Consider the following 17,737-nt stretch of genomic DNA (forward strand, 5'->3'; position numbering starts at 1 on the left):
GCAATGCATGGATGGATCATTCTCGACAAGCCGCTGGGGCTGGGTTCGACGCAAGGGGTAAGCGCGGTCAAGCGCTGCTTGCGCCAGGGCGGCTATGGCAAGGGCATCAAGGTCGGGCATGGTGGGACGCTCGACCCGCTGGCGATCGGCGTGCTGCCGATCGCGGTGGGCGAGGCGACCAAGCTGGCGGGGCGGATGCTCGACAGCGACAAGGTGTATGACTTCACCATCCGTTTCGGCGAGCAGACCTCCACGCTGGATGCCGAGGGCGAGGTGGTGGCGACCAGTGACGTTCGCCCGACTCGCGCGGCGCTGGAGGCGGTGCTGCCGCGCTTCACCGGGCCGATTAACCAAGTGCCGCCCGCCTATTCCGCGCTGAAGATCGACGGCGAGCGGGCGTACGACCTCGCCCGCGCCGGGGAAGAGGTGGTGCTGGCGAGCAGGGCGGTGACCATCCACAGCCTCATATCCTCCCCGGAACGGGGAGGGGGACCGTTCGCGCCAGCGAATGGTGGAGGGGGAGAGCCTCTAAGTGATTCCGTGGAGGAAGCCCCCCTCCACCATCCTGCGGATGGTCCCCCTCCCCGTGCCGGGGAGGATATATTGGAGAACATCACCCTTACCGCGCATGTCTCCAAGGGCACCTATATCCGCTCGCTCGCCCGCGACATCGCGCTGGCGCTTGGCACGGTCGGCCATGTCACCATGCTTCGCCGCATCAAGGCTGGGCCGTTCACCCTGGCCCCGGCGATATCGCTGGACAAATTGAACGAAATGGGGCAGGCGCGCACCCTTGAACAGATACTCCTGCCGCTGAGGGCGGGGCTGGACGACATCCCGGCTCTTGCTCTCGACCCCGACCAGGCAGGGGCGCTCCGTCAGGGGCGTGTGCTGGCCGGGATTGCCGTGGACGATGGCCAATATTTCGCGATGCTGGGGGAAACCCCGGTGGCGCTGGTAGAGGCGCTGGACGAACAGGTCCGGGTCGTTCGGGGTTTCAACCTCGATTAAGAAAGGATCACGATGTCGATCACCGCTGAACGCCGCCAGGAAATCATCAAGGATCATGCCCGCGCCGAGGGTGACACGGGTTCGCCCGAAGTCCAGGTCGCGATCCTGACCCAGCGTATTCAGAACCTGACCGAGCACTTCAAGACTCACGCGAAGGACAACCATTCGCGTCGCGGCCTGCTGATGCTGGTCAACAAGCGTCGCTCGCTGCTCGACTATCTGCGTCATAAGGATGGCGATCGCTATCTGGCGCTGATCGCCAAGCTCGGCCTGCGCAAGTAAGCCACGGGCGAACGCCACGAGAAAGGGCACTCCCATCGGGGGGTGCCCTTTTTTGTTGGCTGGTGTATGAAGCACCGGGCCGACCGGATGCCGCAAGAGCGCATCCCCAAAGCCTCTATGTCATGAAACCCGTCGAACGCGGCGGGTAGGATCGGAGGATCGGCAATTCGGCCGAACTCCAGAGCCAATCTTGGCTCAACCCATAGGCCCCGGCGGGATAGGCCCGTCGGAGTGAAGGATATTCCATGTTCAATACCAAGAAAGTGGCCATCGAGTGGGGCGGCAAGACGCTGACCCTCGAAACCGGCAAGGTGGCCCGTCAGGCCGACGGCGCGGTGATCGCGACGCTGGGCGAGACGGTGGTGCTGTGCGCCGTGACGGCCGCGAAGACCGTGAAGGAAGGGCAGGACTTCTTCCCGCTCACCGTTCACTATCAGGAGAAGTTCTCGTCGGCGGGCCGTATCCCCGGCGGTTTCTTCAAGCGCGAGCGCGGTGCGACCGAGCGTGAGACGCTGATCAGCCGCCTGATCGATCGTCCGATCCGCCCGCTGTTCCCCGAAGGTTTCTACAACGAGATCAACTGCATCTGCCAGGTGCTCTCCTATGATGGCGAGAACGAGCCCGACATCCTGGCGCTGGTCGCCGCGTCGGCCGCGCTCACCATCTCGGGCGTTCCCTTCATGGGTCCGATCGGTGCGGCGCGCGTCGGCTATGTCGATGGCGAGTATCAGCTGAACCCGACCGACGCCGAGGCGCTGGCCGGTGACCTGGACCTGGTCGTCGCCGCGACGCACGACGCGGTGATGATGGTCGAGTCGGAAGCCAAGGAGCTGTCCGAAGAGGTGATGCTGGGCGCCGTCATGTACGCGCACAAGGCATCGCAGCAGATCATCGACGCGATCATCGACTTGGCCGAGCAGGCCGCCAAGGATCCGTGGGAGCTGAAGGTCGGCGACGACCAGAAGGCGGTCAAGGCCGAGCTGAAGAAGCTGATCGGCAAGGACATCACCGCGGCCTACAAGCTGACCGACAAGCAGCAGCGCCAGACCGCGCTGGGCGAGGCCCGCGCCAAGGCGAAGGCCGCCATGGCCGACCGTACGCCGCAGGAGCAGCTGGTCGCCGCCAAGCTGGTCAAGAAGCTGGAAGCCGAGATCGTCCGTACCGCGATCCTGAAGGACGGCCGCCGCATCGACGGTCGCTCGACCACGCAGATTCGTCCGATCGAGGCCGAAGTTCACTTCCTGCCGCGTTCGCACGGCTCGGCGCTGTTCACGCGCGGCGAGACCCAGACGATCGCGACCACGACGCTGGGCACCCGCGATGCCGAGCAGATGATCGACGGCCTGAACGGCCTGTCCTACCAGCACTTCATGCTGCACTATAACTTCCCGCCCTATTCGGTCGGCGAAGTGGGCCGCTTCGGTGCGCCGGGCCGTCGCGAGATCGGCCATGGCAAGCTGGCATGGCGTGCGCTGCACCCGGTGCTGCCGACCAAGGAAGAATTCCCCTACACCATCCGCGTGACCAGCGACATCACCGAGTCGAACGGCTCGTCGTCGATGGCCACCGTCTGCGGCGGCTCGCTGTCGCTGATGGACGCGGGCGTTCCGCTGAAGCGTCCGGTCTCGGGCATCGCCATGGGCCTGATCCTGGAAGGCAAGGACTTTGCCGTCCTGTCCGACATCCTGGGTGACGAAGATCACTTGGGCGACATGGACTTCAAGGTGGCGGGCACCTCCGAGGGCATCACCTCGCTCCAGATGGACATCAAGATCGCCGGTATCACCGAGGAGATCATGAAGGTCGCGCTGGCGCAGGCCAAGGAAGGCCGTGCGCATATCCTGGGCGAGATGAACAAGGCGCTGGGTGAGACCCGCACCGAGCTGTCGGCCCATGCCCCGCGCATCGAGACGATGACGATCGACAAGTCGAAGATCCGCGACGTGATCGGCACCGGCGGCAAGGTGATCCGCGAGATCGTCGCCACCACCGGCGCCAAGGTCGACATCGACGACGAGGGCGTGATCAAGATCAGCTCGTCGGATGGTTCGCAGATCGAAGCCGCGATGAACTGGATCAAGGGCATCGTCGAAGAGGCCGAGGTCGGCAAGATCTACAACGGCAAGGTCGTCAACCTGGTCGATTTCGGCGCATTCGTGAACTTCATGGGCGGCAAGGACGGTCTCGTCCACGTCTCGGAGATCAAGAACGAACGCGTCGAGAAGGTCTCGGACGTCCTGAGCGAAGGCCAGGAAGTCAAGGTCAAGGTCCTCGAGATCGATCCACGCGGCAAGGTCCGCCTGTCGATGCGCGTCGTCGACCAGGAAACCGGCGCCGAGCTGGAGGACAATCGTCCGGCCCGCGAACCGCGTGAACCGCGCGGCGATCGTGGCCCGCGCGGCGACCGTGAAGGCGGTCGCGGTCCGCGTCGCGACGGCGGCGACCGTGGTGGCGAAGGCCGTGGCGAGCGTGGCGGTGAAGGCCGCAGCGGTCCGCGTCGCGACCGTGGCGACCGTCCCCGTCGCGAAGGCGGCGAACAGGGCGGCACGTCCGAATTCGCCGCGCCGGCCTTCTTGACCGGTGATCGCGACTGATCCTGATACCATCGGCGTATCAAAGGGAGGCCCGGAGCGATCCGGGCCTCTTTTTATGTCGCCCTGCGGGCAACAGCGGCGAGCGTGAAAATATTTCTATGATGTTAAGTGGCTGATTTATAAACTATTGCGTTTTGCGCTCCCGCTGGTGCTCGCGCGCGTACAATAAGTCGTTAAAACGTCCTGGCCTAGCGACCCTGTCGATACTGAAATTCGAGCGGGGAAACGTGAATGCTTGCGATCAGGAACAAGCTGGAATGGCTGGCCACCCTCTCCAATTATTCGGGCGTTGGCTTATGGGATGCCGTGATCCACGACGGCGACGAGACCCATGCGAAATCGCGCTGGACCTGGTCGTCCGAATTTCGCCGCCTGTGCGGCTATACCTCGGAAGCCGATTTCCCCAATCTGATGACCTCTTGGTCGAATCTGCTCCATCCCGATGACGTTGCGCTGGCCTTCGCCGCTTTCCGCGAGACGGTGGAGACGGGAAACCCCTATAACGTAACCTACCGGCTGAAGGTGAAAAGCGGCTCCTATCGCTGGTTCCAGGCCACCGGCGGGGTCGTCAAGGACGGCAGGGGCAAGGTTCGCCGTGCCAGCGGTTCGCTGGTCGATATCCATGAATCCAAGATGCTCGAACTGGAGCAGCTTCAGGCGGTAACGGTGTTGCTCGACCTGATCCGGGGCCTGGCCGCGGGGAAGCTGACCGGGCGTGTCGGCGACGATTTCCCGCCCCGTTTTGCGGAATTGAAGAACGATTTCAACGCCGCGATGGACTCGCTGTGCGCCGCCATAGGCAGCGTGTCACACACGTCGGGGGTCATTCGCAACGGCACGAATGAGATCCGCGCGGCTTCTGATGATCTGTCGCGCCGAACCGAACAACAGGCCGCCTCGCTGGAGGAAAGCGCCGCTGCCATCGGGGAGATCACCGATACGGTTCGCCGTTCCGCCGAAGATGCCGGTCGGGCAAGCAGCCTGGTTGCGCAGGCGCGCCAGGAAGCGGACGAGTCGGATGACGTCGTGCAACGCACGATCGGTGCGATGCGCGGTATCGAACACACCTCGGGCGAGATTGCCGAGATTATCGGCGTGATCGATGGGATCGCCTTCCAGACGAATTTGCTCGCGCTTAACGCCGGGGTCGAGGCCGCGCGGGCTGGCGATGCGGGCAAGGGCTTTGCCGTCGTCGCGTCCGAAGTCCGCGCGCTGGCGCTGCGGTCGGCCGAAGCGGCCAAGGATGTGAAGCTGCGGATTACCGCCAGTTCCCAACAGGTCGGCACCGGCAGCAAGCTCGTGGTCGAAACCGGCCAAGCGTTGCAACGGATCAGCGGCCGGATCAACGAGATCAGCGGTCTGATGACGGGCATGGCCGTGACCGCCAAGCAACAGGCCTCGTCACTGGAACAGATCAATATCGCGATCGGCGAGATGGACGGCGTGACCCAGCAAAATGCCGCGATGGTCGAAGAGGCCACCGCATCGGCGCGCCAGCTGGCGTCCGAGGCGGGCCGGCTGAGCGACCAGGTCGCGCGGTTCGATGTCGGGGATCTCGGCCGGTATGACGATCGGTCGAGCCATATGGCGGTGCGTGGTGCGGGACGGCCCGCCCTGCGCGCGGTGGGGACGAACTGAAGCCGACTCCCCGCAGAACGGGGCGGCTAATCAGCGCGGCGCCGCCCCCTCATGCGCGCTGTAGCCCAGCCGGGCATGGCCCTGCACCGGCCCGGCGACATCGGCGACCAGATAGAGCGGGCGGCGCTTCGATTCGATATAGAGCCGTCCCAGATATTCGCCGATCATGCCCAGCACGAACATCTGCACCGCGCCCAGGATGACGGTGACCAGCATGGTCGAGGTCCAGCCCTGCACCGCCGAGCCGGTCAGCCAGCCGATCGCGATATAGACGATCAGCAACAGCGACGCCGCCGTCAGCGCCAGCCCGATATGGCTGGCCCAGCGCAACGGCGCGGTCGAAAAGCCCGTGACGGCGTCGAAGGCGAGCGCGATCATCTTGCCCAGGGGATAATGGGTCTCGCCGGCATGACGCTCGGCCCGGTCATAGGGGAAGGGAACCTGGCGAAAGCCGACCCAGGCGACCATGCCGCGAATGAAGCGCGCCTGTTCGGGCAGCGATTGCAACGCGTCGAGCGCCCGCCTGCTCATCAGTCGGAAATCGCCCGTGTCGAGCGGGATCGGCGTGTCGGTCAGCCGGTCGAGCATCCGGTAGAAGACCGCCGCCGTCGCCTTTTTGAACAGCGTCTCGCCCGCCCGTTTGCGGCGTACGGCATAGACCACGTCCGCACCTTGCGCCGCCATGGTCGCGCGCATTTCGGTCAGCAGTTCGGGCGGGTCCTGAAGATCGGCGTCGATGATAAGGATCTGCTCGCCCGCGCACAGGTCCAGACCTGCGGTCAGGGCGAGCTGGTGGCCGTGATTGCGCGACAGGTTGATCGCCACCAGATGCGGATCGGCGGCGGCGAGCCGCTGCATCACCGGCCAGCTGTCGTCGCGCGAGCCGTCGTTGATCAGGACGATCTCATAATCCTCGCCCACCGCCGCGCGCGCCGCGCCGGAAATGCGCGTGTGCAGCACGTCCAGACAGGCGGCTTCGTTATAGCAGGGGACGACGACGGACAGGGCAGGGCGCTTCATGACGCCGCCGGTTTAGCGGCGTCGGAGGCGTCCGTCACCCGTTGACGACCAACTTGACCAAACGACCCGGTGTCAGCGCTTGTTCCGGGTCCAGCCCGTTGAGCGTGATGAACCGTTCGCGCCGCTGATCGGGAAAGGCCATGCGCGCCGACAGGCTGTCGATCGTGTCGCCCGCCTTGACGGTGACGATGCTGATCTTCTTGCCGCGAATGCCATTGGCCTCGGCAGTGGAGAGCGGCGCGACCGAGGCGAGCAGCGGCTGGAACGGCCCGATCCCCGAGCCAGCTGGCGTCACCAGCGTGAAGGTATAGGTTGCCGAGGGGAAGCGGTAGGCGACCACCGTGGCGTCGACCGCACGGTTGTTCGCGGCGGCGCGGGTGGTGACCCAGGCATAGGGGATGCCATTGGCCGTGCCGTTCTGAAGCTGGCCCGAGGGCGTGCCGGTGCCGAGCTGGCCGAAACGCTGGGTGATCGCCTGGCCTAGGTCACTGCCCTGCGCGAGCCGCATCTCCGCCTGGCCGCCCTGGCCGACGATCGTCACCGCGTCGCTGCTATTGGCGATCGCATAGCCGGTCGGAGCGGTGAATTTCAGCTTGAGGCCGGGATGGCGGAAGGTCTGGCCGTCGACAATGCCTTCCTTGGGATCGTCGCCATAGGGCATTCCGTCGAGCATCCGCAGGAAGGCGGTGTCCTGCGGCGGGGTGGTTTCCGGGCGGCCGGTCTGCTTGGCGAGCGCGGCGGCACGGCGCACGCGGTCGGCGCTGTTAGGGTGGGTGGAGGCCCAGGTGGGAATGGCATTGGCGTCCTTGCCCGCCGTCCGTGCCGCCAGATCGCTCGACGCCGCCAGCGAGGCGAGCATGTCGGCCGAGGCATAAGGATCATAGCCCGCGGCGGTCATGTAGCGGATGCCCAGGCCATCGGCCTGATATTCCTGATCGCGGCCATATTTCAGCGTGTAGAGCTGCGCGCCGGTGCCGACCAACTGGGTCGCCAGATTGCTGCCGGTCAATAGACCTGCCCCCGCCGCCAAAATCGAGCCGATGGTCGAGCGGGTGTTGCGGCTTTGCGAATGGCGCGCGGCGACATGGCCGACTTCGTGGCCCAGCACCGAGGCGAGTTCCGCTTCCGAATTCATCAGCGCGAGCAGCTGGCGCGTGACATAGATATAGCCGCCGGGGATCGCGAAGGCGTTCTCGACCGGAGAGTTGAGCGTGGTGACGATGAAGTCGCCTTGCGCGTTGGACAGGCCCGACTGAACCGCGACGCGCTTGCCGACGCGCTCGACAAAGGCCGCCTGCGGACCGGTGTAGCGGCCGCCATATTGCTTGACGAGTTCGGGATTGGCCTGCGCGCCTTGCGCCTTGTCGGACGCGGAGATGGAGCGCGTTTGTTGTGCGGCAACGGGTGCGGCGACAAGCGCGAGCATGGCGGCGGCGGTGGCGAAACGCATCGATGACGGACTCCCTGTTCGCGCTTTTCAAAGCGCGTGACGGGCGCGGGTTCCAGTATTTTGTTACGGGGGCGTCATTTCCATTTCACGATTCCCGTTCCCCGGTGACGGCCGGAATCCAGTTTCTACGCGACCGATGGCGCGCGAAACGCTACGAGGGAGGTGCCTGCGATGGTTCGCGGTAACTGAGTCCCGGCCTTTGCCGGGGAACGAAGAGGATTGGGTTCGCGCGGAGGCGCAGAGACGCGGAGGCGGTTCGTCCCGTGCAGGCGGCAGCCCTTTTCAAACAAGCGGCTTCGTCTTCCGGTCGAAAGGTCGTATTCCGGGATCGGCGAGGCCAGACATCTCCGCGCCTCCGCGCCTCCGCGCGAACTAAACCCGCTCTACCAGACTCACCACATCCGCCGCGCGCAAGGCGGCGATCAGGCGCATCAGATGCTGGACGTCGTGTACCTCCACATCGATCAGGTTGGTGTGGAACCGCGTGTCGCGCGTATCCAGCCGGACGTTGATGATGTTCGCCTTATGCTGGCCGATGATCGTCGCCAGGATGCCGAGCGCCCCAGGCTCGTTCTTGACCATCACCGAGATGCGCGCGGTCGCGCCCTCGCTGTCATCGCCCCAGGAAACGTCGACCCAGTCGGTTTCCTCGTCGGTCCGGTCCGCCAGTTCGGCCAGCACCGGGCACTGGATGGCATGGACTTCGATCCCCGCATCGGGGCGGCGCAGGCCGACGATGCGATCCCCCGGCACCGGATGACAGCATTGGGCAAGGTCATAGGCGACACCCGGCGTCAATCCTTTGATCGAGATCGCGCTCGACTGTGGCGCCAGTGCGGCAACGTCCGCGCCCGCCGATCCGGGCATCAGCGCCTCCATGACGGCGGCGTCGGAAACGGTGCGACGCGCGATGGCGATCATCAGATGTGCCTCGTCGGGCATCTTCAGCCGCTGGAGCGCATGGGTCAGCGCATCCGCCCCGATCTGGGCGGGCAGGCGGCGGACGATATCCTCATAAAGCTTGGTGCCGAGCGTGACCTGCTCGGCGCGCTCGGCATGGCGCAGGTGGCGGCGGATTGCGGCCAGCGCCTTGCCGGTGATCGCCAGGTTCAGCCAATTGGCCTGCGGCGTCTGCCCGGCCGAGCGCAAAATCTGGACCTGGTCGCCATTGGAGATCACGGTCGACAACGGCACGACACGGCCGTTCAGCTTGGCCCCCACGGCCTGATCGCCCAGATCGGTGTGCACGGCATAGGCAAAGTCGATCGGCGTCGCGCCCTTGGGCAACTGGATCAGCTCGCCCTTGGGGGTGAAGGCGAAGATGCGATCCTGGTACATCGCCATCTTCGTATGTTCGATCAGCTCTTCGGGGCTGCCCGAGGTGTCGAGGATTTCGACCAGGTCGCGAATCCAGCTGACCTGCGCGTCGTGGCGCGTCGCCTGTTTATAGGTCCAATGCGCGGCCAGGCCGAAATCGGCCTCGGCATGCATTTCGGGCGTGCGAATCTGAATCTCGATCCGTGCATTGTCGGCATGGATGACGCTGGTGTGCAGCGATCGGTAACCGTTGCGCTTGGGCGTCGAGATATAATCCTTGAACCGCCCCGGCACCATCGGCCAGCGGCGATGGATCAGGCCGAGCACGCGGTAGCAATCCTCCTCGGTCGGCACGATCGCGCGGAACGCCATGACGTCGGACAGCTGCTCGAAATTGATGTGCCGCTCGTTCATCTTGCGGAAGATCGAGAAGGCGGATTTCTCGCGCCCCGTCACGTCCGCCTCCACGCCGCCGCGCGACATCAGCAGCTTCAGGCCCGACGCGATCTTGGCTATCCGGTCGCCGCCGCCCTCCTTCATCTGCGCAAGGCGAAGCGTGATCGATTCATAGGCTTCGGGTTCGAGCTGCTGGAAGGAAAGCATCTGCATCTCCTTCATGAACTCGTACATGCCGATCCGCTCGGCGAGCGGGGCATAGATGTCCATCGTCTCCTTCGCGATGCGGCGGCGCTTTTCCGGCTTCGCGATGTGATGGAGCGTGCGCATATTGTGCAGCCGGTCGGCCAGCTTCACCAGCAGCACGCGGATGTCGTCCGACATGGCGAGCAGGAACTTGCGCAGATTCTCGGCGGCGCGCTCGCTCTCGGTCTGCGCCTCGATCTTGGACAGCTTGGTCACGCCGTCGACCAGCCGCGCGACATTGGGACCGAACAGCCGCTCGATCTCGTCATAGGTGGCGACGGTATCCTCGATTGTGTCGTGCAGGATGGCGGTCGCGATCGTCTCGTCATCCAGGTGCAGGTCGGTCAGGATGCCCGCCACCTCGATCGGATGGCTGAAATAGGGATCGCCCGAGGCACGCTTCTGGCTGCCATGCGCCTTCATCGAGAAGACATAGGCGCGATTGAGCAGCGCCTCATCGGCTTGGGGGTCATAGTCGAGCACGCGGTCGACGAGTTCATACTGGCGGAGCACGAAATCAGATTTGCGGGGTAGGGATACGCATTGCAACATTTTTGATGCGATCAGGGTGATCGGAAGGCCTTCTCAAGCTCTCGCGGCAGGGACCGGCACGTGTTTCGACATCGCTCAGCCCGAACGGGGCCGGGAGGAACGGCTGGGGGGCGGTGTCAGGAAACGCGCATCCTCGCGCACGCTCGACCAAGCCTCACGCCGTTCGCACCTAGCGATGTCGAAGCACATGGCATTCGCGCGCGGGTGGCATCTCGTTTTCCGACGACCCCGCTAGCCATAAGAAAAGGGCCGGTGGCGTCGCCGCCCCGGCCCCTGTTCCGTCGATCCGACAGGCTTACTTCGAGCGTTCGACCTGCTCGAAATCCAGTTCCACCGGGGTCGCGCGGCCGAAGATCGACACCGACACCTTGACCTTGGACTTGTCGAAATCCAGTTCCTCGACCACGCCGTTGAAGCTGGCGAAGGGGCCTTCGAGCACCTTGACCGCGTCGCCGATTTCGTAATCGACCTTGACCTTGTGCTTCGGGGCGGCGGCGGCTTCTTCCTTGGAATTCAGCATCCGCGTGGCTTCCGCCTCGCTGATCGCTTGCGGCTTGCCCATCGCGCCCAGGAAGCCAGTCACCTTGGGGGTGTTCTTGACCAGGTGATAGACCTGATCGTTCATGTCGAGCTTGGCGAGCACGTAACCGGGCATGAACTTGCGCTCGACCGCGATCTTTTTGCCGCGGCGGGCCTCGGTCACGGTCTCGGTCGGGACTTCGATCTGCGCGACGAGATGGTCGAGGCCCAGACGGGTCGCCTCGGCCATGATCGAATCGCGGACCTTGCCCTCGAAACCGGAATAAGCGTGGATGATGTACCAGCGCGCCATGAGAACCCTTTTACTTCGCGAGCGACAGCAGCGCGCGGACCAACGCCTCGAAGAACGAGTCGACCGCCAGGAAGAAGATGGCCAGGATCGTGGTCATCACCACAACCATCACGCCGGTCATCACCGTTTCGCGCCGCGTCGGCCAGACGACCTTCTTGGTCTCGGTCCTGACCTGCTGGATGAATTCGATGGGGGTCGTCTTCGCCACTCGTGCCGTTCCCGCACCTGCGTTGAAATTACTGTCAGCGGGGCATGGGTCCGCCGTCGCCTGCCCAAGGGGCCTGCGACGAAAGGTCCGTCCGCGCTGTTCGGATGGGAACGCGATGTAGCCGTGGCTTGGGTAAAAGGCAAGGGTGGGGGCGGGGTAGGGGTTTGCTGTTCACGCGGAGCCGCGATGGCGCGAAGGTTTTTGGTTCGTGCGGAGACGCGAAGACGCGGAGATTTTGAGGTTCGCGCAGAGGCGCGAAGGACGCAGAGGGGGAGTGGCGGTTTTCACGGTCCCTCATCCAAACCGCTGTTCAGGCTGAGCGGAGCTTGGAGTAGGGGCGCTCACTCTTTCCCTCCGCGTCTCCGCGCGAACCAACCTTCTTCCTCTTCGCGTCCTCGCGGCTTCGCGTGAACAATCAGCAGCAGCGCCCGCCATTCTTCCCGCCATAGCGCGCCTGTTGCCGCTCGCGGAAGAAGGTCACCTCGTCCATCGGCTCGCGGTCGGGATGCTTGGCCGCCATATGCGCCACATAGGCGTCATAGCTCGGCATCCCGACCATGGCATTGCCGATCTCGCGCAGGCGGGACAGCCAGCTCATTCGGCGGCGACCATTTCCGGCGGTACTTCGGTCACGCTCGGCCGGTCGATCCTGCGCGCGATCAGGCAGGTGCGCACGGCATAGATCAGGATCGCCAGCACCACGCCCAGGAAGATCGCGCACAGCCCGGCGTCGATCCGGTCGTTGAACACGATCCGCCCCATCTCCGCCATGGTCTTGGCAGGGGGCAGCACTTTGCCTTGCGCCGCCGCGCTGGCGAACTTGTCGGCATGGGCGAGGAAGCCGACGCGCGGGTCGGCTGAAAAAATCTTCAGCCATCCCGCGGTCAGCGTGCAGGCGAGCAGCCAGACGGTCGGGATCACGGTGATCCAGGCGTAGCGGTCCTTCTTCATCCGGAACAGCACCACCGTTGCCAGCATCAGCGCCACGGCGGCGAGCATCTGGTTGGAGATGCCGAACAGCGGCCATAGCGTATTCACCCCGCCCAGCGGATCGGTGACGCCCTGATAGAGGAAGAAGCCCCAGGCCGCGACGCACAGGGCGGTCGCGATCAGACCCGGCGCGACCTTCGACGATCCCCGAAAGCCGGGAACGACCAGCCCGATCAGGTCCTGCAGCATGAACCGCCCAGCGCGGGTGCCGGCATCGACGGCGGTCAGGATGAACAGCGCCTCGAACAGGATGGCGAAGTGATACCAGAAGGCCTTCATCGCCTGTCCGCCGAACAGGTGGCTGAAAATCTCCGCCATCGCCACCGCCAGCGTCGGCGCGCCGCCCGCGCGGGAGATGATGGTATGCTCGCCCACGTCCTTGGCGACCTGCGTCAGCGTGTCGGCCGAGATGGGGAAGCCCATCGCGGTGACGGCCGCGGCGGCGCTGGCCGGATCGGTGCCCAGCACCGCGGCGGGCGCGTTCATCGCAAAATAGACGCCCGGATCGAGGATCGAGGCGGCGACCAGCGCCATGATCGCGACGGCGCTTTCCATCAGCATCGCGCCATATCCGATGAAGGGCGCGTCCTTCTCGCTGGCGATCAGCTTGGGCGTGGTGCCGCTGGCGATCAGCGCGTGGAAGCCCGACACCGCGCCGCACGCGATGGTGATGAACAGGAAGGGGAAAAGCGGCCCCGCCCAGACCGGCCCGCTGCCGTCGATGAACTTGGTCAGCGCCGGCATCTTGAGCGGCGGCGCCATGATGACGATGCCGATGGCCAGCGCCAGGATCGCGCCGATCTTGAGGAAGGTCGAAAGGTAATCACGCGGGGCGAGCAGCAGCCATACCGGCAGGACCGAGGCGACTGCGCCGTAGCCGATCAGCAGGAAGCAGAGCTGCACCGGCGTGAAGGTGAACAGCGGCGCCAGCACGGCCGACTGCGCGACCGATTGGCCATAGACGATGGCGAGGATCAGGCCGATAAAGCCGATGATCGACACCTCGCCGATCTTCCCCGGCCGCACCCAGCGGGTATAGCCGCCCATCAGCATGGCCAGCGGCACGGTGGCGGCCACCGTGAACAGGCCCCAGGGGCTTTCGGCCAGCGCGCGCACGACGATCAGCGCCAGCACGGCCAGGATGATGACCATGATCATGAAGGCACCGAACAGCGCGATGGTGCCCGCCACAGGCCCCATCTCCATGCGAATCAGTTCGCCCAGCGAACGCCCGTCGCGCCGCATCGACAGGAACAGGACCAGGAAATCCTGTACCGCACCCGCCAGCACGACGCCCGCCAATATCCACAGCGTCCCCGGCAGATAGCCCATCTGCGCCGCCAGCACCGGCCCCACCAAAGGCCCCGCGCCCGCGATCGCGGCGAAGTGATGGCCGAACAACACGGTGCGGTCCGTCGCGACATAGTCGAGGCCATCGGCGCGGCGGATTGCCGGGGTGGGGCGGCTGGGGTCGATGCCGATCACCCGTGCGATGAACAGCGCATAGTAACGATAGGCGATCAGATAGACCGAGACGGCGGCGGCCACGATCCACAGCGCGTTGACGGGCTCGCCGCGAACGCTCGCCACCACGCCCAACGCCCCCGCTCCGACGATTGCCAATGCTATCCAGGGAAGGTGCTTCGTCATGCCGGGTCGGTCCTCCTGTTATGCTCTTGACCGCCTTTCTAACCCTCCAGCGGATGCACACCACCCCGAAAGTCGGCTTCGGCATAGGCGCGTGGGAAAGGATATTTTCCGGTCGGCCTTGTAGATTTAGATCAGGAGGCCCACATCTCATGCTGCTAAAGTCGCAAATCGACGGTTCTCTGCTTTGCGGCTCGTTCCTTCTTTCCCTGCACCGCGGCCCCGAATTCGGCCTCGCACCGGGTTCATCATCATGAAGGAACGAATATGAGCATCACCGGAACCGTCAAATTCTTCAACGCTGACAAGGGTTATGGCTTCATCGCCCCCGAAAATGGCGGCGCAGACGCCTTTGTCCATATCAGCGCGGTCGAGCGCGCGGGTATGATCACGCTGAACCAGGATCAGCGGATCTCCTACGAACTGGAGCAGGATCGCCGCGGAAAGATGGCGGCGGTCAATCTCCAGCCCGCTTGAGTGTCGAAGCGGCAGCCGGACCGGCTGCCGCTTTTTTTATGGCCGAAAGGATAATCCATGTCGCGCGATGCCATTTTCTTCCGCAATCAGGCCGAGATCGAACGGACCAATGCCGCGGACGCGACCTTGCAGAATGTCCGTGAACGTTGCGAGCGTGCCGCCGCTTCCTGGGACGCGATGGCCGTCCGGGCCGAGCGGGCGGAACTCGGACGCGCAGCGGCAGCGGCTCGATCGGCGCTATAGGCCGAAGCGGAATCCGTATCCCAGTCCCAGCGTCGCCTGCATCCGCCGTCCCCGCTCGCGGATCAGAGGCGAGTCGGCGGCGGGGCTGCCCAGTCGCTCCAGGCTGGTGAACAGGGTGATCGCGCTGCGCCGGTCCAGCGGACGGACCATATTGCCGCCCAGCCCATAGGACAGCACGCCACCGTCCGCGCGATAGGGCGTCAGTCCGGTACGCGCCGATTGCGCCGCCGAAATGCCGAAATAGGTCCGCATGAAGGCATCGCTCGCCAGCGTCATGCGCGGCCCCGCGCTGACGATCGCGCGACCGATCCGGGTGCGATAGGCGGCCGAAAGGTCCGCAACCACGCCGTCATGGCCGCCGAACCCCTGCCGCACCTCTGCCCGCGCGCGCCAGGCCCTGCGCGGGCCGAACGCCTTTTCGACAAAGCCGCCGACCTCGCCCGCCGACTTGACATCGCCCATGCCCGCCAGCGCGTCGCTGCCGCCTGCGATCAGGAAGGGCGAGCCGCCATTGCGCTCGTCCCGGCCGAAGCGGATCTTCGCCAGGGGTCCCGCACGCCAGCCGTCGCGGTTGACGGCGTTCCACCCGATCCCGTCGGGCACCGAGGCGAAGATCGTGTCGCCATAATTCACGCGCAGATCGGGAAATAGCGACAATGCCATGTCACGCGATCCCTGCCAGGCCGGACTAAGCACCGGAGCGGCGCCGATGGTGATGCTCCACCCGCCGGGCGCGCCGGTCGCGGCGCCAGGCGGGGGTGCGCTTTGGCGCACCTCCTGCGCTTCGGCCGGACAGGCCAGCAGCATGGCAAACCCCAAGGTCCCTGCACGCATCCTTCATCTCCATGTCATCTGGGATAGGACGGGACCGGCATCGTCGCAATGGAAACGGCTGCGCGAACTTAGCGCTTGCCCCGCCGCGCGGTCCGGGGTGAAAGGCTCGGCATGGCCAGCGCATCCTCTTCCCCGCTCGTCGTCGGCATCGGCGGCACGATCGGCAGCGTCTCCTCGACCGAGCGCGCGCTGCGCACCGCGATGACGGCCGCCGCCGACGAGGGGTTCCGCACCCATGTCTTCGGCGGCGAGGATCTGGCGCGGCTGCCGCTCTACAACCCGCGCGCAGGCGAGCGGACGGAGGCGGAGCGCGTCTTTGTCGAGACGGTGCGCCAGGCCTCGGCGATCATCATCGCCAGCCCCGGCTATCATGGCAGCATCTCGGGCCTGGTGAAGAACGCGCTCGATCTGCTGGAGGAAACGGCCAAGGACGAACGGCCCTATTTCGCCGACCTGCCGGTGGGGCTGATCGCGACGGCCTATGGCTGGCAGGCGACGGGTTCGACCATCGCGGCGCTGCGCTCGATCGTCCATGCATTGCGCGGCTGGCCGACGCCCTTCGCGGCGGCGGTGAACACGCAGCAGACCCGCTTCAATGAGGAAGGCCGGATCAGCGACCCGGCGGTCGAGGGGCAGTTGCGCCTGGTCGGCCAGCAGGTCGCCCGCTTCGCCCCGCTGGCGGGGACGATCCGCGCGTCGAACTGAGCGGCGTCTCCGGAATCTTGGTTCACGCGAAGCCGCAAAGCCGCGAAGGTTTTGTTCGCGCAGAGGCGCGGAGGACGCAGAGATGTATCGCGCGGCAGCGCGCAGTCCTCTTTCCTCGATCGCTCAAGGAAGAAGGGCGGCAAGCGCCGCAGGTACGACACCTCCGCGCTCTCCGTGCCTCCGCGCGAACCAACATTTTCTCTTCGCGCCATCGCGGCTTCGCGTGAGATAAATGATTTTATCCCCCGCCTGGCCTTCGCCGGGGAACAGGTTAGCCCAGGCGCCCCGTCACCAGCGCGGTGATCTCGTCCGCGATCTCCGCCGGGTCACGCAGAGCCCCGTGCGCCACCGTCGACACGGTCGCCCATTCGCCCAGCATCGCGCCGTCCGCCATCGCGGCATAGTTCGCCCGCACACGCGCCTGAAGCCCCAGATCGGCTTCATACGCGTCATAGGTGTCGTCGGTATAACTCCGCTTGTGCTTGCGGGCGATCAGGTCGCGCGCTACGTCGAGCGGCGTGTCGAGATAGACCGACAGATGAGGGGCGGGCAGCCGGAACTGGACCGTCTCCAACTGCTCGATCCATTGCAGCAGCGTCCCGGCCCGCTCGGGCGGAACCTGCGCGGCCTGATAGGCCATGTTCGACGCGATATAGCGGTCGAACACGATGACGTCGTGGGCCTCCGCCAGTTCGATCAGATGCGGGCGCGATTCGAATCGGTCGAGCGCATAGAGCGTCGCGGCCGTCTCGGGCGCCGCCGCATGGGGCAGGCGACCCGCCAGATACTCGCCCAGCGCCCAGCCGCCGACCGTCTCGGCATAGCGCGGAAAGGACAGCGCCGCCGCCGACAGCCCGGCCGCGTTCAGCCGCTGCGTCACCGCCGCCGTCGCGGTCGCCTTGCCAGCGCCGTCCGCGCCCTCGATCGCCAGCAGGAACGCCATCAGCCGCGCAGCCTTTCGTGGTGGCGGATCACCTCGTCGATGATGAAGCGCAGGAATTTCTCGGAAAATTCGGGGTCGAGCTGCGCATCGCTCGCCAATTGGCGCAAGCGGGCGATCTGCGCCTCTTCGCGGCCCGGATCGGCGGGGGGCAACTCGTTTTCCGCCTTGTACCGTCCGACCGCCTGGGTGATCTTGAACCGCTCGGCCAGCATGAAGACCAGTGCGGCGTCGATATTGTCGATCGACTGGCGATAGCCGGTCAGCACGGTGTCGGACATGAGTGGCGTAGCTCCCTCTGGCATGTGCGCGGCACATGAATTCACGCACGCCCTTTCGCGCTTAGGCTTGCGTT

17 protein-coding genes are annotated in these 17,737 nt (G+C 65.3%); 7 read left to right on the forward strand and 10 right to left on the reverse strand.

Annotation, left to right across the window (positions count from 1 at the left end; genetic code table 11):
* The first annotated feature begins 3 nt into the window (after positions 1 to 3).
* The 4 genes from truB to GGR45_RS00130 all read left to right on the forward strand — a co-directional run bounded on the left by truB (position 4) and on the right by GGR45_RS00130 (position 5,525).
* A complete protein-coding gene (gene truB, locus GGR45_RS00115) occupies positions 4 to 1,011 on the forward strand; it encodes a tRNA pseudouridine(55) synthase TruB (protein WP_175313185.1) in 1,008 nt (335 codons plus the stop codon).
* A gap of 12 nt (positions 1,012 to 1,023) precedes the next feature.
* Positions 1,024 to 1,293, forward strand: coding sequence for a 30S ribosomal protein S15 (gene rpsO, locus GGR45_RS00120; protein WP_007406197.1), 270 nt, complete (start codon positions 1,024 to 1,026; stop codon positions 1,291 to 1,293).
* A 245-nt stretch (positions 1,294 to 1,538) separates the two neighbouring features.
* Complete coding sequence (gene pnp / locus GGR45_RS00125; protein WP_175313187.1) at positions 1,539 to 3,887, forward strand: polyribonucleotide nucleotidyltransferase; 2,349 nt, start codon at positions 1,539 to 1,541, stop codon at positions 3,885 to 3,887.
* A gap of 231 nt (positions 3,888 to 4,118) precedes the next feature.
* Complete coding sequence (locus GGR45_RS00130; protein WP_175313189.1) at positions 4,119 to 5,525, forward strand: methyl-accepting chemotaxis protein; 1,407 nt, start codon at positions 4,119 to 4,121, stop codon at positions 5,523 to 5,525.
* Positions 5,526 to 5,555: 30 nt separating this feature from the next.
* Here the strand turns inward: GGR45_RS00130 and GGR45_RS00135 are convergent, their stop codons facing one another.
* The 7 genes from GGR45_RS00135 to GGR45_RS00165 all read right to left on the reverse strand — a co-directional run bounded on the left by GGR45_RS00135 (position 5,556) and on the right by GGR45_RS00165 (position 14,186).
* Complete coding sequence (locus GGR45_RS00135) at positions 5,556 to 6,545, reverse strand: glycosyltransferase family 2 protein (protein ID WP_175313191.1); 990 nt, start codon at positions 6,543 to 6,545, stop codon at positions 5,556 to 5,558.
* Between the two features lie 34 nt (positions 6,546 to 6,579).
* The gene (locus GGR45_RS00140; RefSeq protein WP_175313194.1) at positions 6,580 to 7,995 is read right to left on the reverse strand and encodes a M48 family metalloprotease; all 1,416 of its coding nucleotides are present in this window, start codon (positions 7,993 to 7,995) and stop codon (positions 6,580 to 6,582) included.
* Positions 7,996 to 8,367: 372 nt separating this feature from the next.
* Positions 8,368 to 10,467, reverse strand: coding sequence for a RelA/SpoT family protein (locus tag GGR45_RS00145; protein ID WP_175313195.1), 2,100 nt, complete (start codon positions 10,465 to 10,467; stop codon positions 8,368 to 8,370).
* Positions 10,468 to 10,801: 334 nt separating this feature from the next.
* Positions 10,802 to 11,338 (reverse strand): transcription termination/antitermination protein NusG, encoded by a 537-nt coding sequence (gene nusG / locus GGR45_RS00150; protein WP_175313196.1) that lies wholly within the window; start codon positions 11,336 to 11,338, stop codon positions 10,802 to 10,804.
* 10 nt (positions 11,339 to 11,348) lie between these two features.
* Positions 11,349 to 11,546: a preprotein translocase subunit SecE gene (gene secE / locus GGR45_RS00155; RefSeq protein ID WP_175313198.1), complete on the reverse strand. Its 198-nt coding sequence runs from the start codon at positions 11,544 to 11,546 to the stop codon at positions 11,349 to 11,351.
* A 415-nt stretch (positions 11,547 to 11,961) separates the two neighbouring features.
* Positions 11,962 to 12,144 carry a YbdD/YjiX family protein gene (locus GGR45_RS00160; protein WP_175313200.1) on the reverse strand — a complete coding sequence of 61 codons (183 nt, stop codon included), beginning with the start codon at positions 12,142 to 12,144 and terminating at the stop codon, positions 11,962 to 11,964.
* Positions 12,141 to 14,186 (reverse strand): carbon starvation CstA family protein, encoded by a 2,046-nt coding sequence (locus GGR45_RS00165; RefSeq protein ID WP_175313202.1) that lies wholly within the window; start codon positions 14,184 to 14,186, stop codon positions 12,141 to 12,143. The genes GGR45_RS00160 and GGR45_RS00165 overlap by 4 nt, the downstream gene beginning before the upstream one ends.
* A gap of 264 nt (positions 14,187 to 14,450) precedes the next feature.
* Between GGR45_RS00165 and GGR45_RS00170 the strand changes: the two genes are divergently transcribed.
* Positions 14,451 to 14,660, forward strand: a complete 210-nt coding sequence (locus tag GGR45_RS00170) for a cold-shock protein (protein WP_175313204.1) — start codon at positions 14,451 to 14,453, stop codon at positions 14,658 to 14,660.
* A gap of 57 nt (positions 14,661 to 14,717) precedes the next feature.
* The gene (locus GGR45_RS00175; RefSeq protein ID WP_175313206.1) at positions 14,718 to 14,903 is read left to right on the forward strand and encodes a hypothetical protein; all 186 of its coding nucleotides are present in this window, start codon (positions 14,718 to 14,720) and stop codon (positions 14,901 to 14,903) included.
* Here the strand turns inward: GGR45_RS00175 and GGR45_RS00180 are convergent.
* A complete protein-coding gene (locus tag GGR45_RS00180) occupies positions 14,898 to 15,737 on the reverse strand; it encodes a MipA/OmpV family protein (protein WP_175313208.1) in 840 nt (279 codons plus the stop codon). The genes GGR45_RS00175 and GGR45_RS00180 overlap by 6 nt on opposite strands.
* 111 nt (positions 15,738 to 15,848) lie before the next feature.
* Here GGR45_RS00180 and GGR45_RS00185 point away from each other — a divergent pair, with 111 nt between their 5' ends.
* Positions 15,849 to 16,442, forward strand: coding sequence for an NADPH-dependent FMN reductase (locus GGR45_RS00185; protein ID WP_175313210.1), 594 nt, complete (start codon positions 15,849 to 15,851; stop codon positions 16,440 to 16,442).
* A gap of 271 nt (positions 16,443 to 16,713) precedes the next feature.
* Here GGR45_RS00185 and GGR45_RS00190 read toward each other — a convergent pair whose 3' ends face one another.
* Together GGR45_RS00190 and GGR45_RS00195 are read right to left on the reverse strand one after the other, a co-directional pair.
* Positions 16,714 to 17,385, reverse strand: coding sequence for a nucleoside/nucleotide kinase family protein (locus GGR45_RS00190; protein ID WP_175313213.1), 672 nt, complete (start codon positions 17,383 to 17,385; stop codon positions 16,714 to 16,716).
* Positions 17,385 to 17,663, reverse strand: coding sequence for a chorismate mutase (locus GGR45_RS00195; RefSeq protein ID WP_175313215.1), 279 nt, complete (start codon positions 17,661 to 17,663; stop codon positions 17,385 to 17,387). Before GGR45_RS00195 ends, GGR45_RS00190 begins: the two co-directional genes overlap by 1 nt.
* Positions 17,664 to 17,737 lie beyond the last annotated feature (74 nt).

Origin of the sequence: Sphingomonas zeae (genome assembly GCF_014197135.1) — a bacterium.
Classification (GTDB): domain Bacteria; phylum Pseudomonadota; class Alphaproteobacteria; order Sphingomonadales; family Sphingomonadaceae; genus Sphingomonas; species Sphingomonas zeae.

Excerpts from the sequence above, each read along its gene's own strand:
- GGR45_RS00190 (WP_175313213.1), bottom strand. The coding sequence starts at position 17,385 with ATGGCGTTCCTGCTGGCGATCGAGGGCGCGGACGGCGCTGGCAAGGCG.
- GGR45_RS00140 (WP_175313194.1), bottom strand. The coding sequence starts at position 7,995 with ATGCGTTTCGCCACCGCCGCCGCCATGCTCGCGCTTGTCGCCGCACCC.
- nusG (WP_175313196.1), bottom strand. The coding sequence starts at position 11,338 with ATGGCGCGCTGGTACATCATCCACGCTTATTCCGGTTTCGAGGGCAAG.
- GGR45_RS00135 (WP_175313191.1), bottom strand. The coding sequence starts at position 6,545 with ATGAAGCGCCCTGCCCTGTCCGTCGTCGTCCCCTGCTATAACGAAGCC.
- rpsO (WP_007406197.1), top strand. The coding sequence starts at position 1,024 with ATGTCGATCACCGCTGAACGCCGCCAGGAAATCATCAAGGATCATGCC.
- truB (WP_175313185.1), top strand. The coding sequence starts at position 4 with ATGCATGGATGGATCATTCTCGACAAGCCGCTGGGGCTGGGTTCGACG.
- pnp (WP_175313187.1), top strand. The coding sequence starts at position 1,539 with ATGTTCAATACCAAGAAAGTGGCCATCGAGTGGGGCGGCAAGACGCTG.
- GGR45_RS00180 (WP_175313208.1), bottom strand. The coding sequence starts at position 15,737 with ATGCGTGCAGGGACCTTGGGGTTTGCCATGCTGCTGGCCTGTCCGGCC.
- GGR45_RS00170 (WP_175313204.1), top strand. The coding sequence starts at position 14,451 with ATGAGCATCACCGGAACCGTCAAATTCTTCAACGCTGACAAGGGTTAT.
- GGR45_RS00160 (WP_175313200.1), bottom strand. The coding sequence starts at position 12,144 with ATGAGCTGGCTGTCCCGCCTGCGCGAGATCGGCAATGCCATGGTCGGG.
- GGR45_RS00165 (WP_175313202.1), bottom strand. The coding sequence starts at position 14,186 with ATGACGAAGCACCTTCCCTGGATAGCATTGGCAATCGTCGGAGCGGGG.
- GGR45_RS00195 (WP_175313215.1), bottom strand. The coding sequence starts at position 17,663 with ATGTCCGACACCGTGCTGACCGGCTATCGCCAGTCGATCGACAATATC.
- GGR45_RS00185 (WP_175313210.1), top strand. The coding sequence starts at position 15,849 with ATGGCCAGCGCATCCTCTTCCCCGCTCGTCGTCGGCATCGGCGGCACG.
- GGR45_RS00130 (WP_175313189.1), top strand. The coding sequence starts at position 4,119 with ATGCTTGCGATCAGGAACAAGCTGGAATGGCTGGCCACCCTCTCCAAT.
- GGR45_RS00175 (WP_175313206.1), top strand. The coding sequence starts at position 14,718 with ATGTCGCGCGATGCCATTTTCTTCCGCAATCAGGCCGAGATCGAACGG.